This window comes from Micromonospora sp. SD19 (assembly GCF_054462275.1).
Genome location: NZ_JBTLMN010000012.1, coordinates 147,893 through 163,099, shown reverse-complemented (window position 1 = coordinate 163,099; position 15,207 = coordinate 147,893). Strand labels below are relative to the sequence as shown.

Genomic DNA, 15,207 nt, shown 5'->3' with positions numbered 1-15,207 from the left:
CGGCTCAACCCGCCGCCGACGTCGGCAGGACCGGGCCTGCGGCCTCGGTCACCGCGAACACCACCACGTTGTCGACGTAGTGCCCGCGCCGCTGGTCGAAGTCGCCCCCGCAGGTGACCAGGCGCAGCTCCGCCCCGGGCGTCGGCCCGTAGACCACTGCCGTCGGAAACTGGTCCTTACGGGTACGCAACGACCCGGTCACCCGGAACGGCAACCGCTGCCCGCCGCGCCACACCTCCACCAGGTCGCCGGGCCGCAGCTCACCGAGCCGGGCGAAGACCGCCGGCCCGCGTCGGGAGTCCAGATGCCCGGCGAGTACGGCCGGGCCGGTGTCGCCGGGAGCCGGGCCGCCGCCGTACCAGCCGGCGGTGTCGAAGTCGGTCGGCGGGATCAGCGCGCCCGCGCCGTCCAGGCCCAGCACCGTGAGCGGTGAGTCGACACCGATGTGCGGTACGCGTACCCGCGTGGGTGGACCGTGTGGCGTGGGCGCGGCGGCCACCGACGGACAGCCGTCGCCGCAGCCGGGGTGCCAGGTCGCGACCGGCGGCGGGTCGGTGGTGGCCAGCCCGACCCCGGTGCTCGCGGCGAGGCAGACCGCCGCGCCGGCCGCGACCAGCGCGGCCAGCGGCACCCGACGGTCACGGTGCCGCCGGATCGACGGGCCCGGCCCGGCGCTCACCAGGTGCTGCGCCGCCGACGCCAGAGCAGCAACGCGACCACCCCGGCCACCGCGGCCAGGCCGCCGGCCACCAGGGGGTACGCGTCGAGCCCGGTGCGGGCGGTGCCCCCGGCGCCGGTGTCCACCCCACCGGCCGGGACGACGGTGCCGCCCTCGGCGTCGCGGCGCAGCTCGGCGGTCAGCCCGCCCTGCTTCGCGTCGAGCACCAGCAGCGAGTAGACAGCGCCGCCGGTGAGCCGCACCTCGGCGTCGGTGCTCGGACCACCGGCACCGGTCAGCTTCAGCCGCCATCTGCCCGGCTCGACCTGCTGGTAGTCGGTGGTGGTGGCGAACTGCACCCCGTCGGCGATCTTCGGGCCGTCGGAGGCGGCCACGTCGAGGATCGGGGTCCGCACCGACGCCTGCACGACCCGCACCTTGGCACGCCCGTCGCTGGGGGCGCTGAGGTCGTCGGTGAGCACCCGCAGGCCGAGGTCGGCGTGCCGCCCGACACCGGCCACCGTGAACGCGTCGCCACTGGTCACCGCGACCTCGGTGGTGAGCACCGGGGGATCGCTGGCGGGAGCGCCGGCCTCGCGCATCGCCACCGCGTACCGGCCGGGCGCGAGTTCGAGGTAGTCGGAGACCACGCCGTAGCCGACCCCCGGGAAGACCCGCGGCTTCGCGGTGCCCGGTGCGGCCAGGTAGACGTCGACGGCCGGGGTGTCGGGGGAGAGGTGGGCGAGCCGGACGTATCCGACGGTGTCCGCGCCCGTCGCGGCGACGGCCGGAACACCGACGCCGGCGGCAGCGAGGGCGGTGCCGAGCAGGAGCACGCCGGTGCCGGCCAGCAGTCGGCGGGGGAGGGTACGGGGCATGTGCATGTCGCCTCCGGGGGCACGTTCGGTGAGCGGTTGGCAACCCAGAGAACAGGGTCCCGTGAACGGGACTACGGCGCAAGTTGCCCCAGCGGGTGTTTCTTGGTGCCGTCCCGTTTATTCTCGGTCGATGCGGGATCGCCGGGTGGCGCTGGCGTGGGTGGCCTTCGTCGTCGTCGCGCTGGTGTCCTGTGTGCTCGTTCTGCGCCGTCCGGATCGCCTCTCCGACCTGCACATCTACTACGGCGCGCTGGCCGACCTGCACGCCGGTCGGCCGCTGTACGGCTTCGTGGCGGCCAACGGCGGTCCGTTCACCTATCCGCCGTTCGCCGCCCTCGTGCTGGGGCCGATCACCGCCGTGCCGGAGGGCGTCCTGCGGGGAATCTGGTTGGTGGCGACGTGCGCGGCGGTCGTCGCCATCGCCGGGACGGTCGGTGTCGCGCTGACCACCCGGCAGTCCCGGCGACCGCTCGTGGTGGCGGTGGCGGCCACGGTGCTGATGCTCTCCGCACCGGTGCAGAGCAATCTGCGCTTCGGTCAGGTCAGCATCTTCATCGTGCTGATGGCCCTGCTCGACGGGGTGGGCCTGGTCCCGCCCCGGCTGCGCGGGGTGCTGGTCGGGGTCGCCTCGGCGATCAAGCTGACCCCGTTGCTGTTCGTCGTCTACTTCCTCGCCACCGGCCGCTACCGCGACGCGGGCCGCGCCGTGGCGACATTCCTGGCCTGCGCGGGGCTCGCCGGGATCGTGCTGCCCGGCGAGAGTTGGACGTACTGGACCGAGGCCGTCCGGCAGACCTCACGGATCGGCAACCTGGCGTCACTGGGTAACCAGTCCCTGCATGGCATGCTGCTGCGCGTCGGCGTGGACGAGGCGGCGTTGCCAGTGCTCTGGGCCACCCTGGTGGCGTTCGTCTGCGTGGCGGCCCTGCTGCGGGCGCGACAGTTGACGCGACAGGGCCGCAGCGGGCACGCGGCGGTGCTGGTCGGCTGCGCCACCGTCGCCGCGTCCCCGGTGTCCTGGACCCACCACCAGGTGTGGCCGGTGCTCGCGGCGATGCTGCTGATCGGTGCGTCCGGCGTCACCCAGCGGGCGGCCGGGGGAGCGCTGCTGGCCGCCATGGTCGTCTCGTTGGGCGCGGTGCTCAGTCCGGTGTCGACGCGGCCGGGGGTGCAGTTCCTTTTCGAGAACGCCCGCGCGATCGGGGTGCTCCTGCTGTGCCTGGTCGGCTTCGGTGGCGTCGCGGTCGCCGCCGCCCGCCCGCACCGGCGACCGGCGGGCCGACGGGGCTGGTTGCGGGTGGGCGTGACGGCCACCGTGGCTGTCGCGTTCTTCGCGGTACAACCATTGCCCGCCGGTGCCGACCCGACCTTCAAGGCGTACGCCCTCGACGACGTGGTCAACCCGCGGTACTTCTTCGTCTGCCGGGGCCCGGTCGAGTGCGCCGCCTACGGCACGGACGCGCCGGTCACCTTCGGCACCCGGGCCGAGAGGACCAAGGTGCGGGTCAACGGGGTGGTCTCCCCGCAGGTGACCAGGCTGGAATACTTCTCCGCCCCGGGTGGGCCACCTCGGGTCATTCCGCTGCTCGACGCGTACCCGGGGAGCCGGACGTTCTCGTTCCGCTCGGCCAGCATGGCGCAGGGCCGGCTCGTCGCGTACGACGCGGACGGGCGGCCGATCGCCAGCTACGACGACGAACTCGCCGCCGCCCTCCGCGCGAGGAGCCGGTAGGCGGTCGCGGGAGGGCGGCGGCGGTTGGTCAGCGGGTGGCGGCGGCCAGGGCGGCGCGCAGCTTCGCGGCGTCGCCGGTGGCCGGGTGCTCCCAGTCGGTAGGGCTGGCGGAGTAGAGCGTGCCGTACGCCGGAGTGTCCGGCTGGTAGCGCCACCCCTCGGCCAGCGGGCCGACGTCGACCGCGTCGTACCCGATCCGGTCCAGGAAGGCGGTCACCTCGGCCTTCGCGTCGGCGTCGTCACCGGCGATCGCGAGGGCGCTGCGGTCGGCCGCACCGGACGGCCGGGAGAGCGCGGCCAGGCCCTTGAAGTAGATGTTGTTGAAGACCTTGACCACCCGCGACTGCGGCAGGTGCCGCTGCAGCAGCTCACTGCTGGTGATCTCGCCGGAGTCCAGCTCCGGGAAGGCCCCGTCGCGCTGCGGGTAGTAGTTGTTGGTGTCGATGACGACCTTGCCGGCCAGTGGCTCCACGGGCACCGCGCGGTACGCCTTCAGCGGCACGCTGACCACCACCAGGTCACCCACCTGTGCTGCGTCCTGCGCGGTGCCGGCGCTGGCGTGCCCGCCCAGGGCCTCGACCAGGTCGGTGAGGGTCTCCGGGCCGCGCGAGTTGCTCAGCACCACGTCGTAGCCGGCGTCGACGGCAAGCCGGGCCACGGTGCCGCCGATGTTGCCACTGCCGATCAGTCCCACAGTTGTCATGCTCGTTCCCAACTCCGTCCACCCGCGACGCATTCCCGACCAGCCTGGTGGGTTATTCCGGTCACCCCGGCGGGCGGCTGCCCACGGACTCGCTCACCCGGCGGGGGCTGCTCGCGACCTCGCCTTCCCGGCGGGTGCCTGGTGGCGCCGCACCCGTCCTGGACAACGTACTGCTCACGCTGGTCGCCGACCGGCTCTCCGGTGACGTGCCACTCTCCGGTGGCCAGCGGTTCGTGCCGGCCGCCGTGCGGTGTCGGCCCGGCCGCCCTCGGGCGCAAGATCGTGCTCGATCCGGGATGTAGTGGCGTCCGGAAGCCGGGAGACCACTACATCCATGTTCGAGCGTGATCAGGGCGGCACGCGCGGCGCCCTGGGGTGTCAGGAGGTAGGGAGGGTCTTCTCGATGGCGGTGCGTAGCTCGTCCGAGCCGGGCTCGACGGTGGGTGCGAAGCGGGCGGCGACCGAGCCGTCCGGGGCCACCAGGAACTTCTCGAAGTTCCACCGCACGTCACCGGTGTGCCCGTCGGCGTCCGGAGTCTGCACCAACGCGGCGTAGAGCGGGTGCCGGTCGGGGCCGTTGACGTCGACCTTCTCGGTCAACGGGAAGGTGACCCCGTAGTTGACCTGGCAGAAGTCGCTGATCTCGGCGGCGCTGCCCGGCTCCTGCCCGGCGAACTGGTTGCACGGCACGCCGAGCACCACCAGGCCCCGGTCGGCGTAGGAGTCGGCGAGCTTCTGGAGGCCGGCGTACTGCGGGGTGAGGCCGCAGCGGGAGGCCACGTTGACGACCAGCAACGTCTTGCCGCGGTGGCGGGCCAGGTCGGCGGGGCCGCCGTTGAGGGCGTCGATCGGGATGTCGAAGACGGTCATGGACCGAGGCTACTCGCGGGCCGGGCGTCGGCCGGGTATGGGCGCAGCGTGTGCACTCCGTGCACCAGGAGAAATCGAAACATGCACATCTTGACGAACTGATGACGGCGTGAGTACCGTCTCACCATCTCTTTTGGAAAGTTTCCTAACAGTTCGGGAGACGCCGCATGAAAAGATCGCTCCGCCGAGCCCTCTGGGCCGGTGCCGTGGTCGCCGTGACCGTCGCAGCGGTGCCGGTGACCACCGCGTTCGGCGCCGGCACGGTCACCACCACCTTCACCAAGGCGCAGGACTGGGGGACCGGTCACGAGACGAGGGTGACCGTCACCAACGGGTCCAGTGCCACCGTCACCACCTGGCGCATTGAGTTCGACCTGCCGTCGGGCACCACCATCAGCAGCGCGTGGGACGCCGACGTCACCAGCAGCGGCAACCACTACGTCGCGGTCAAGAAGAGCTGGGCCGGCGGCCTCGCCCCCGGCGCCTCGTTCAGTTGGGGCTACAACGGCAGCGGCGCCTACAAGGCACCGCTGAACTGCACCATCAACGGTGCCGCGTGCGGCGGCGGAACGACCCCGCCCACCACGACCCCGCCGACCACCACCCCACCGACCACGACGCCACCGACCACCCCGCCACCCACCACGCCACCGCCGACCACGCCGCCGCCGAACACCGGTGGCAAGAAGGTCGTCGGCTACTTCGCCGAGTGGGGCGTGTACGCCCGCAACTACCACGTCAAGAACATCCAGACCAGCGGCTCGGCCGCCAAGCTGACCCACATCCTGTACGCCTTCGGCAACACCACCGGCGGTCGCTGCTCGATCGGTGACAGCTACGCCGACTACGAGAAGGCGTACACGGCGGCGGACAGCGTCGACGGCGTCGCCGACACCTGGGACCAGCCGCTGCGGGGCAGCTTCAACCAGCTGCGCAAGCTCAAGCAGCTGAACCCGCACCTGAAGGTGATCTGGTCGTTCGGTGGCTGGACCTGGTCCGGCGGCTTCACGCAGGCCGCGCAGAACCCGGCCGCCTTCGCCGAGAGCTGCTACAACCTGGTCGAGGACCCGCGCTGGGCGGACGTCTTCGACGGCATCGACGTCGACTGGGAGTACCCCAACGCCTGCGGTCTGAGCTGTGACACCAGCGGCCCGAACGCCTTCAAGAACGTGATCAGCGCGCTGCGGTCGAAGTTCGGCTCCAACGCCCTGGTCACCGCCGCCATCACCGCGGACGGCAGCAACGGCGGCAAGATCGACGCCACCGACTACGCCGGCGCCATCGGCAACCTCAACTGGCTGATGCCGATGACGTACGACTACTTCGGGGCGTTCAACGCCCAGGGGCCGACGGCGCCGCATTCGCCGCTGACCTCGTACACCGGCATCCCGCAGCAGGGCTTCAACTCCGACGCGGCGATCCAGAAGCTCAAGAGCAAGGGCGTCCCGGCCAGCAAGCTGCTGCTCGGCATCGGCTTCTACGGGCGGGGCTGGACCGGTGTCACCCAGGCGGCGCCGGGCGGCAGCGCCACCGGCGCGGCACCGGGCACCTACGAGGCGGGCATCGAGGACTACAAGGTCCTCAAGAACACCTGCCCGGCCACCGGCACGATCGCCGGCACCGCGTACGCCAAGTGCGGCAGCAACTGGTGGAGCTACGACACCCCGTCGACCATCAACGGCAAGATGACGTACGCGAACAACCAGGGCCTCGGTGGCGCGTTCTTCTGGGAACTCTCCGGTGACACGAGCAACGGCGAGCTCATCGGCGCCATCAAGGGCGGCCTCGGCTGAGCCGAAGGCCGGCGCACCACCCACACGGCGGGAAGGGACCCGCACCGTCCCTTCCCGCCCGTGACACAGCGGCCCGGTCGACGCCCAGCGTCGACCGGGCCGCCACCGTTGGGTTCGATCAGCTGGATGTGGCAGACTCGCGGCTCGGCACGTCTCGATCTCAGCGTCGACGGAGGTGATCATGCGCTCGACCCACCGCGGGCTGGCGGCGACCGCCGCCGGGCTGATGCTGCTGCCGGTCGCCCTGGTCGGCTGCGGGATCGGCGGCGGGGACGAGGACGAGTCCGCCGCCAAGCCGGCCCGAGCGCCCGCCGAGGAGGCCACCACCCGCTCCCGCGAGCGCGTGCAGGCGTACCTCGACGCGATGGCGGCCAAGGACGTCGCCGCCGGCCGCAGCCAGCTCTGCGCGCTGCTGCACGACGGCTTCGACCTGGGCGCTACCGGCCCCAACGGTGACTTCGCCGACCACTTCCAGGTGCCCGAGGCGGCCATCACCGACATCCGGTCCGGCCCGCTCGGGCAGGAGGTCAGCGTCTCGGTCTCGGTCACCGCCGGTAAGCGCACCGTTGTCCGGCCGTTGGTGTTCACCGTCACCCGCGACGGCAGCGACTGGTGCATCGCCGGTGAGGCACCGGGTGCCCCGGCCGACAGCGCGCCGCCGGCGAAGGCTCCCCTTACCCCCGCGTCCTGACCAGCGCCCGGCGAATTGATCTCCCATCTGCCGGAACCGTCCCCCTCGCCGCCCGGGCACCGCGACGGTCGCCGTACGCTTTCTGTCATGCGCCATGAGTGGCATCAGCTGAGCCATCCCGCGGTGGGCAGCCCGGGCCTGCAGACCAGCCGTCCGACAGTCGACTCCGCCGAGGACGCCGCGCTCGGCCTGGACCGATGGCGGGAGCTGCCCCGCGAGCAGGTTCCGCCGTGGTCCGACCCGACCGCCGTCGCCGCCGTCTGCAAGGTCCTCGACACCGTGCCGTCGGTCGTCGCGCCCTACGAGGTGGACCAGCTCCGGCAGAAGCTGGCCCTGGTCTGCGAGGGCAAGGCGTTCCTGTTGCAGGGCGGTGACTGCGCCGAGACGTTCGTCGACAACACCGAGAGCCACCTGCTGGCCAACGCCCGCACCCTGCTCCAGATGGCGATCGTGCTCACCTACGGCGCGTCACTGCCGGTGGTCAAGGTCGCCCGGGTCGCCGGGCAGTACACGAAGCCCCGCTCACTGCCGACCGACGCCCGTGGGTTGCCCGCGTACCGCGGCGACATGATCAACTCGCTGGAGGCCGATCCGGCCGCCCGGGTCGCCGACCCGCAGCGCATGATCCGGGCGTACGCCAACTCGGCCGCGGCGATGAACATGCTCCGGGCGTACCTCGCCGGCGGGCTCGCCGACCTGCACGCCGTGCACGACTGGAACAAGGGCTTCGTGAAGAACTCCCCGGCGGGGGAGCGTTACGAGGCGATCGCCCGGGAGATCGACCGGGCGCTGGCCTTCATCCGGGCCTGCGGCATGACCGACGACGAGGCGCTGCGTACCGTCACGCTCTACTGCTCCCACGAGGCCCTCGCCCTGGAGTACGACCGCGCGCTCACCCGGGTCTCCGACCGGCGCGCCTACGGGCTCTCCGGGCACTTCCTCTGGATCGGCGAGCGCACCCGGCAGATCAACGGGGCGCACATCGACTTCATCTCCCGGATCGCCAACCCGATCGGGGTCAAGCTCGGCCCGACCACGTCCCCGGATGAGGCGATCGAGCTGTGCGAGAAGCTCAACCCGGACAACATCCCGGGCCGGCTCACCCTGATCAGCCGGATGGGCAACCACCGGGTACGCGACGCGCTGCCGCCGATCGTCGCCAAGGTCACCGCCGCCGGGGCCAAGGTGGTCTGGCAGTGCGACCCGATGCACGGCAACACGCACGAGTCGTCGAACGGCTACAAGACCCGGCACTTCGACCGCATCGTCGACGAGGTGCTCGGCTACTTCGAGGTGCACCGAGGGCTGGAGACCCACCCCGGTGGCCTGCACGTCGAGTTGACCGGCGAGGACGTCACCGAGTGCCTCGGTGGCGCCCAGGGCATCGAGGACCTCGACCTGCCCGACCGGTACGAAACCGCCTGCGACCCGCGACTGAACACCCAGCAGTCGTTGGAGTTGGCGTTCCTCGTGGCGGAGATGCTGCGTGGCTGATCTCGCGAGCCCCCGCATGGCTGAGCCTGCGAGCCCCGCAGTCGGCGAACCGAAGGGATGACAGTGGCTGATCTGTTCGTGGACCTGCGGTCCGACACGGTGACCCGACCCACCGCCGGGATGCGGGAGGCGATGGCCGCCGCCGAGGTCGGTGACGACGTGTACGGCGAGGACCCGAGCGTCAACGCGCTGGAGGCCGAGGTCGCCGCGTTGTTCGGGCACGAGGCGGCGCTGTTCGCCCCGAGCGGGTCGATGGCGAACCAGATCGCCCTGCAACTGTTGGTGTCGCCCGGCGACGAGTTGCTCTGCGACGCCGACGCGCACGTGGTCACGTACGAGATTGGTGCCGCGGCCGCGTACGGCGGAATCTCCTCGCGGACCTGGCCCGCGGTGGGCGCGGACATCGACCCGGAGGTGGTGGCCGGGATGATCCGGCCGGACGGCTACTTCGCCGTTCCCACCCGGGCGATCGCCGTCGAGCAGACCCACAACCGGGGCGGCGGTGGGGTGATTCCGCTGGCGACTCTGCGGGATCTGCGCGGGGTCGCCGACGAGGCGGGGGTCGCGCTGCACTGCGACGGCGCCCGGATCTGGCACGCGCACGTCGCCGACGGGGTGCCGCTGATCGAGTACGGCCGGCTCTTCGACACGTTGTCGGTGTGCCTCTCCAAGGGCCTCGGCGCGCCGGTCGGCTCGCTGGTGGTGGGCAGCGCCGAGAAGATCGAGCGTGCTCGGACGATCCGTAAGCGGATGGGCGGTGGCATGCGCCAGGCCGGCGTCGTCGCCGCCGCCGGTCGGTACGCGCTCGCGCAGCACATCGACCGGCTGGCCGACGACCACGCGAAGGCGGCCCGGCTCGCCGAGGCGGTCGCGCCGTTCGGTGTGCTGGCCACGACGGTCCGTACCAACCTGGTCGCGCTGGACCTCACCAAGCACACTCTGGACGCGCGGGCCCTGGCAGCCGCGGCACGGGCCGAGGGTGTCCTCATCTCGGTGCTCGGCCCCCGTACCGCCCGCCTGGTCACCCACCTGGGCGTCAGCGACGCGGACATCGACCGCGCCCTCGCGGCCCTACCCCGCATCCTGGCCAACGCCTAACCCCACCCAACCAACCCCCACCCCACCCCCCGCTCACCTCGGTGATCAAGAGGTTTGCGTCAGATTCCGGCCCCCGGATGACGCAAACCTCTTGATCAACCAGGTGGGGTTCCCGGTGGGAGCAGGTGGGGTTCCCGGTGGGTCAGGTGGGGGTTACTGGGGGGTCAGGCGGGTGAGGGTGGTGATGTCGGCGGCGTGGCCCACGTGCTTCTCGCTGGGGGTTTCCACGACGGTCGGGACGCCGGCGGTGGCCGGGTGGGCCATCAGCTCGGCGAAGGCCGGCTCACCGATGGTGCCCTTGCCGATGTTCTCGTGCCGATCCCGGGTGGAACCGCACAGATCCTTCGAGTCGTTGGCGTGGACCAGCCGCAGCCGGTCCGCACCGACAGTGGCCACCATGGTGTCCAGGGTCGCCGTCATGCCGCCCTCGGCCGCCAGGTCGTGACCGGCCGCCCAGGCGTGGCAGGTGTCGAAGCAGACCCCGAGCATGGGGTGCCGGTCCACCGCGTCCAGGTAGGGCCCGAGCTGCTCCACCCGGGAGGCGAGTGACCGGCCTCCACCCGCGCTCGGCTCGACCAGCAACATCGGCCCGCCAGCGTCGGCGGTCCAGTCGAGCAACGGCAGCAACACCTCGCGAACCTGTCGCATCGCCGCCTCGGCGTGCCCCTCGTCCACCGAACTGCCCGCGTGGAACACCACCCCGCGCGCGCCGATCGCCACCCCCCGACGCAGCGCGTGCGCCAGCGTCTGGGCCGACTTCTCCACGGTGGCCGGGGTGGGCGAGCCGAGATTGACCAGCAGCGCGGCGTGGATGAACGCGGGAATGCCCCGCTCGGCGCAACCGTCGCGGAACAGGGCGTCCTGCCCGGGGTCGCCGTTGGGCAGTGCCCAGCCTCGCGAATTGGAGACGTAGACCTGCACCACCTGCGCACCCGTCACGTCGGCGTACGGCAGGGCGGCCTTCGCCAGCCCACCCGAGGTCGGAGTGTGCGTGCCCACCGGCCGCAAGATCGTCGGCATCAGAAGCACGTCAGGGTGACCGGGGTGCCCGGAGCCACCTGCTGGTTCTCGCCCGGGATCTGGATCCGGACCACGGCGTTCGGGTTGATCGCCACCGTCACCGGGAAGCCCTGGCCCTCCAGCGCCTGCTTGGCCTGCTGGCAGGGCAGGTCCACCACCCGCGGCATGGCGATCAGCGGCGGCCCCTTGCTGACGTCCAACTTGACCTGGGTGCCCTTCTCCACGCCGGCGCCATCGGCCGGGCTCTGCCCGAGGATCTCGTCCCTCGGTTTGTCGGAGTCCTTGTAGTTCTCCACCAGCACCAGGTTGAGCTGGGCCAGGGTCGTCCGGGCCTCGGTCAGGCTCTTGCCGACCAGGTTCGGCACCGTCACCGGCGCCCTGCCCCGGCTCAGAATGAGGGTGACCTTCGTCCCTGGCTTGACCTCGGCGCCCACCTTGGGGGAACTCTCCACCACGACGCCGGCCGGCAGGCTGTCGTCGTAGCGGGGGGTGCCCTTGGCCACCACCAGCTTCGCGTTGAGCAGGTCCGCCTCGGCGAGCTCGAACTCCTTGCCGATCACGTCCGGTACGGGGAAACGCTCCGGGCCCAGCGAGAGGGTCAGGGTGATCGTGCCACCCTTGACGATCTTGGTTGCGGACGCCGGATCCTGCCCCAGCACGCTGTCCTTCGGGGCCTTCTCGTCGAAGCGCGGCTCGGCGTACTCGAGGACGAGCCCGGCGCGGTCGGCCTGTGCCTGCGCCTCGGCCTTGCTCAGGCTCACCAGCTGCGGAGCGTCCGTGTAGCGACCGACGCCGAACCACCAACCACCGATCGCGGCCACCAGCCCCAGCGTCACCACCACGGCCGCGACGGCCAGTCGGCCACGCGGGTGGTTCAGCACCGTGGTGCGCAGCGCGGCGAGCCGGGCGCCCAGGCCCTCGGCGGGCTCCGGGGCGGCCCGACGCCGACCCGGCCCCTGGCTGCTGGCCCCCTCGGGCAGCCGTGCCCAGGACGGGCGGTTGGGCGGCTGGACCGTCGCGACCATCATGGTCGGCTGGGAGAGCAACGGTTCGTCGCTGACCGGGCGGAGCACGGCGGTGTGGCTGTTGGCGTCGCCCAGCCGATCCCGGGCAACCTGCACCTCGGCCAGCAGAGCGCCGGCGTCCGCGGGCCGGGCGCCGGGGTCACGCCGGGTGGCCCGCTGCACCAGGTCGTCGAGGACCGACGGCAGGCCCGGCACCAGCGTCGAGGGCGCCGGCACGTCCCGGTCGACGTGCTGCCAGGCGACGTCCACCGGGCGGTCCCCGTCGTACGGCACCCGGCCGGTGAGCATCTCGAACAGCACGATGCCGGCCGAGTAGACGTCGGTGCGCGGATCGGCGCGGCCCTCGGTGACCAGCTCCGGGGCGACGTACGCCACGGTGGCCATCAGTTGGTTGCCCTGCTCCTCGTCGGCGCTCGCCTCGACCGCCCGGGCCAACCCGAAGTCGGCCACCTTCACGACGCTGTCGACCAGGTTGGCGACGCCACCGGTGGGCGCCTCGGCGACCAGCACGTTCTCCGGTTTGACGTCGCGGTGTACGAGACCCGCCCGGTGCGCGGCGGCGATCGCGGCGAGCATCTGCTCGGTGATGGCCAGCGCCTCGTCCGGGTTGAGTCGGCGGCGCTCGGCCAGCACGTCGCGCAGCGTGCGGCCACGGACGTACTCCATCACCAGGTACGGCAGACCGGCGTGGGTGCCCTGGTCGTAGACCGCCACCACGTTCGGGTGGGTCAGCCGGGCGATCGTCTTCGCCTCGTCGGTGAACCGGGCCACGAAGTTGGCGATCCTGGCGCGCGCCTCGCTCGCCTGGGTCGGGTGAATGATCTTGACAGCGACGGTGCGCTCAAGGCGCTCGTCCGTGGCGGTGTACACGGTCGCCATGCCACCACGGGCCACGCGACCGCGAATGCGGTAGCGCCCGTCGATCAGCGAGCCCAGCAACGTGTCGGCGACCTGAGTGTCCATCGGCAGGGAGTCTATGTGTCCAGGGGGCTAAGGATGAACAGGATGCTACAGCCGTACGCCGGCCCGGGCCGTCCGGCCGCGCGGTGTGCCCCTTGTTCGCTGGTCAGGGGCGTTCACGAGAGCGTGTGCCGACGGGTCGCCGGGGTGCCGGTGGCTCGTCGCGGCGGCGGCGTGGCAGGGTGGTCGGGTGACCGAACCCGTACCCGATCAGGCCGCGCCCGGCCTGGAGCTCGCCGGACCCACCGACCCGGCCGGCTGGTTGACCCTGCCCGACGTCGCGGAACGCCTCGACGTGTCGATCAGCAAGGTGCACCAGATGATCCGTGACCGGGAGCTGTTGGCGGTCCGCCGCGACGGCGTCCGCCGCATCCCGGCGGACCTGGTTGCCAACCAGACCGTGCTCAAGCACCTGCCCGGTGTGCTCAACCTGCTCGCCGACAACGGCTACGACGACGAGGCCGCCCTGCGCTGGCTCTACGAGCCGGACGACACCCTGCCCGGCTCCACCCCGGCCGCCGCCCTCTCCGGCGATCAGGCCCGCGAGGTAAAACGCCGAGCCCAAGCCCAAGGCTTCTAACCCCACCCTGCCCCCGCCCCACCCTGCCCCACCCGGCCCCGCCCGGCCCCCACCCCGCTTCCCCCGAGTTGATCATGAGGTTAGCGGCGCGACACGCCGAGGCGGAGGTCGCTAACCTCATGATCAACCCTGGGGGTGGGGGGCAGGGGCAGGTGGGGGTGGGGCAGGGGGTTAGTCGGTGCGGCGGGTTGCGGCTATGGCCAGGTCGACCAGGGCCTGACGGGCCTCGGTGTCGAGGTCGACGGCGGTCAGCGCGGTCAGGGCGGCGTCGGTGAGTGTGGTGATCCGCTGTTCGGTGCGGGCCAGCGCCCCGCTCCCCGAGATCACCTCGCGGAGCAGGGTCACCCCCTGCTCGTCCAGCTCCTGGTCGCCGAGCCGGCCGAGCAGCAACTCGCGGCCCGCGTCGTCGGTGGCCTCCACCGCCGCCGCCACCAGATAGGTGCGCTTGCCCTCGCGCAGATCGTCGCCGGCCGGCTTGCCGGTCAGCGCCGGGTCACCGAAAACCCCCAGCACGTCGTCGCGGAGCTGAAACGCCTCACCCAACGGCAGCCCGTACGCCGAGTAGGCCGCCCGCACGTCCTCGGGCGCGTCGGCCAGTGCGGCCCCGAGCAGCATCGGACGTTCGACGGTGTACTTCGCGGACTTGAACCGGGCGACCTTGCTGGCCCGTTGCACCGAGGTGTCCCCGGTGACCTGCGTCAGCACGTCGAGATACTGCCCGACGGTGACCTCGGTGCGCATCTCGTCGAAGACCGGCCGGGCCCGGGCCAACGCCCACAGGTCCAGGCCCGCGGAGTGCAGCAGCTCATCGGACCAGACCAGGCAGAGGTCACCGAGCAGGATGGCCGCGGCGTCACCGAAACCGTCCGGGTCGCCGCCCCAGCCGGCCTCCCGGTGCCGGGTGGCGAACCTCCGGTGGACCGCGGGCTCGCCGCGACGGGTGTCGGAACGGTCCATCAGGTCGTCGTGAATCAGGGCGCTGGCCTGGACGAACTCCAGCGCGGCCAGGGCGGTGATCACCTGGTCGCTGTCCACCCCGCCAGCACCCCGGAACCCCCAGTACGCGAATGCCGGACGCAGCCGCTTGCCGCCACCGAGCACGAACGCCTCGATCGCCTCGGCCACCGGAATCAGCGCGTCGTCCACGGCGGCGAGCCGGACACGTTGGCCGGCCAGGAACTCGGTGAGAGCCTTGTCGACCCGCTCCCGCAGGCCGTTGCGGTCGACGGGGGAGACAGGAGCAGCGTGGGTCACGCCCCGACGCTAGCCGGTCGTCATCGTTCGTGCTCCACCGCCACGCGTGGTGCGGCCGGGACCCGTTGGCCCAGCCGGTCGTACGCCGCGCGGCGTGGCGCGTCCCGGCCCGGTGGCGCGTCCCGGCCCGGTGGCCCGCGTCGAGCCGGCCCGGCGGGTGGCAGCGGCGGCCTCGGCGAGCGTCACCAGCGGCACGTCCAGGACGACGGCGAGCCAGCCGAGCCAGAACCCGCCCGGCACGCGACGCTGGCGCTCCCACCGGGAGATCTCGTGCCGACTCAGCGTCGGCACCCCGGCGGCGGCGCACAACTCGGCGGCGGCTCGCTGCTGGCTCCAGCCCCGGTCGAGTCGGCACCGAGCCAGCAACGGCCCGAGCTGCGTGCAGCGCGGCGAGGCGGGCGGGATCATGGGTCCTCCTGGCGGGAGTCGGTGCGGTGGCGCCCGACCCGCC

At 72.2% G+C, this 15,207-nt stretch carries 14 protein-coding genes; 6 read left to right on the top strand and 8 right to left on the bottom strand.

Annotation, left to right across the window (positions count from 1 at the left end; all coding sequences use genetic code 11):
* Nucleotides 1-4: 4 nt before the first annotated feature.
* Nucleotides 5-679 carry a class F sortase gene (locus ACX27O_RS29605; RefSeq protein WP_458940434.1) on the bottom strand — a complete coding sequence of 225 codons (675 nt, stop codon included), beginning with the start codon at nucleotides 677-679 and terminating at the stop codon, nucleotides 5-7.
* Nucleotides 676-1,542, bottom strand: a complete 867-nt coding sequence (locus ACX27O_RS29600) for a DUF4397 domain-containing protein (RefSeq protein ID WP_030337705.1) — start codon at nucleotides 1,540-1,542, stop codon at nucleotides 676-678. The genes ACX27O_RS29605 and ACX27O_RS29600 overlap by 4 nt, the downstream gene beginning before the upstream one ends.
* A 124-nt stretch (nucleotides 1,543-1,666) precedes the next feature.
* Between ACX27O_RS29600 and ACX27O_RS29595 the strand changes: the two genes are divergently transcribed.
* Complete coding sequence (locus tag ACX27O_RS29595) at nucleotides 1,667-3,268, top strand: glycosyltransferase 87 family protein (RefSeq protein WP_167337354.1); 1,602 nt, start codon at nucleotides 1,667-1,669, stop codon at nucleotides 3,266-3,268.
* A 28-nt stretch (nucleotides 3,269-3,296) separates the two neighbouring features.
* Here ACX27O_RS29595 and ACX27O_RS29590 read toward each other — a convergent pair whose 3' ends face one another.
* Together ACX27O_RS29590 and ACX27O_RS29585 are read right to left on the bottom strand one after the other, a co-directional pair.
* Nucleotides 3,297-3,971 (bottom strand): NADPH-dependent F420 reductase, encoded by a 675-nt coding sequence (locus ACX27O_RS29590; protein ID WP_030337703.1) that lies wholly within the window; start codon nucleotides 3,969-3,971, stop codon nucleotides 3,297-3,299.
* 378 nt (nucleotides 3,972-4,349) lie between these two features.
* Entirely contained in the window at nucleotides 4,350-4,841 is a 492-nt protein-coding gene (locus tag ACX27O_RS29585) for a glutathione peroxidase (RefSeq protein ID WP_458940433.1), read from the bottom strand.
* Nucleotides 4,842-5,008: 167 nt separating this feature from the next.
* Here ACX27O_RS29585 and ACX27O_RS29580 point away from each other — a divergent pair, with 167 nt between their 5' ends.
* From ACX27O_RS29580 to ACX27O_RS29565, 4 genes are all read left to right on the top strand, one after another.
* Nucleotides 5,009-6,634 carry a glycosyl hydrolase family 18 protein gene (locus ACX27O_RS29580; RefSeq protein ID WP_030337701.1) on the top strand — a complete coding sequence of 542 codons (1,626 nt, stop codon included), beginning with the start codon at nucleotides 5,009-5,011 and terminating at the stop codon, nucleotides 6,632-6,634.
* Nucleotides 6,635-6,815: 181 nt separating this feature from the next.
* Nucleotides 6,816-7,325, top strand: a complete 510-nt coding sequence (locus ACX27O_RS29575) for a nuclear transport factor 2 family protein (RefSeq protein WP_030337700.1) — start codon at nucleotides 6,816-6,818, stop codon at nucleotides 7,323-7,325.
* 87 nt (nucleotides 7,326-7,412) lie between these two features.
* Nucleotides 7,413-8,819 (top strand): class II 3-deoxy-7-phosphoheptulonate synthase, encoded by a 1,407-nt coding sequence (locus ACX27O_RS29570; RefSeq protein ID WP_030337699.1) that lies wholly within the window; start codon nucleotides 7,413-7,415, stop codon nucleotides 8,817-8,819.
* Between the two features lie 57 nt (nucleotides 8,820-8,876).
* On the top strand, nucleotides 8,877-9,917 hold the full coding sequence (locus ACX27O_RS29565) for a threonine aldolase family protein (protein WP_400447682.1): 1,041 nt from the start codon (nucleotides 8,877-8,879) through the stop codon (nucleotides 9,915-9,917).
* 153 nt (nucleotides 9,918-10,070) lie between these two features.
* On the opposite strand, the gene ACX27O_RS29560 is transcribed toward ACX27O_RS29565, so the two are convergent.
* Nucleotides 10,071-10,937 (bottom strand): deoxyribonuclease IV, encoded by an 867-nt coding sequence (locus ACX27O_RS29560; protein ID WP_458940431.1) that lies wholly within the window; start codon nucleotides 10,935-10,937, stop codon nucleotides 10,071-10,073.
* A complete protein-coding gene (gene pknB / locus ACX27O_RS29555; RefSeq protein WP_030337696.1) occupies nucleotides 10,937-12,925 on the bottom strand; it encodes a Stk1 family PASTA domain-containing Ser/Thr kinase in 1,989 nt (662 codons plus the stop codon). Before pknB ends, ACX27O_RS29560 begins: the two co-directional genes overlap by 1 nt.
* Before the next feature lie 187 nt (nucleotides 12,926-13,112).
* On the opposite strand from pknB, the gene ACX27O_RS29550 reads away from it, so the two are divergent.
* Complete coding sequence (locus ACX27O_RS29550; protein WP_030337695.1) at nucleotides 13,113-13,502, top strand: Rv2175c family DNA-binding protein; 390 nt, start codon at nucleotides 13,113-13,115, stop codon at nucleotides 13,500-13,502.
* A 171-nt stretch (nucleotides 13,503-13,673) separates the two neighbouring features.
* Here the strand turns inward: ACX27O_RS29550 and ACX27O_RS29545 are convergent, their stop codons facing one another.
* Nucleotides 13,674-14,756, bottom strand: a complete 1,083-nt coding sequence (locus tag ACX27O_RS29545) for a polyprenyl synthetase family protein (RefSeq protein ID WP_400447687.1) — start codon at nucleotides 14,754-14,756, stop codon at nucleotides 13,674-13,676.
* Nucleotides 14,757-14,765: 9 nt separating this feature from the next.
* Entirely contained in the window at nucleotides 14,766-15,164 is a 399-nt protein-coding gene (locus ACX27O_RS29540; RefSeq protein WP_458940430.1) for a helix-turn-helix domain-containing protein, read from the bottom strand.
* Nucleotides 15,165-15,207 lie beyond the last annotated feature (43 nt).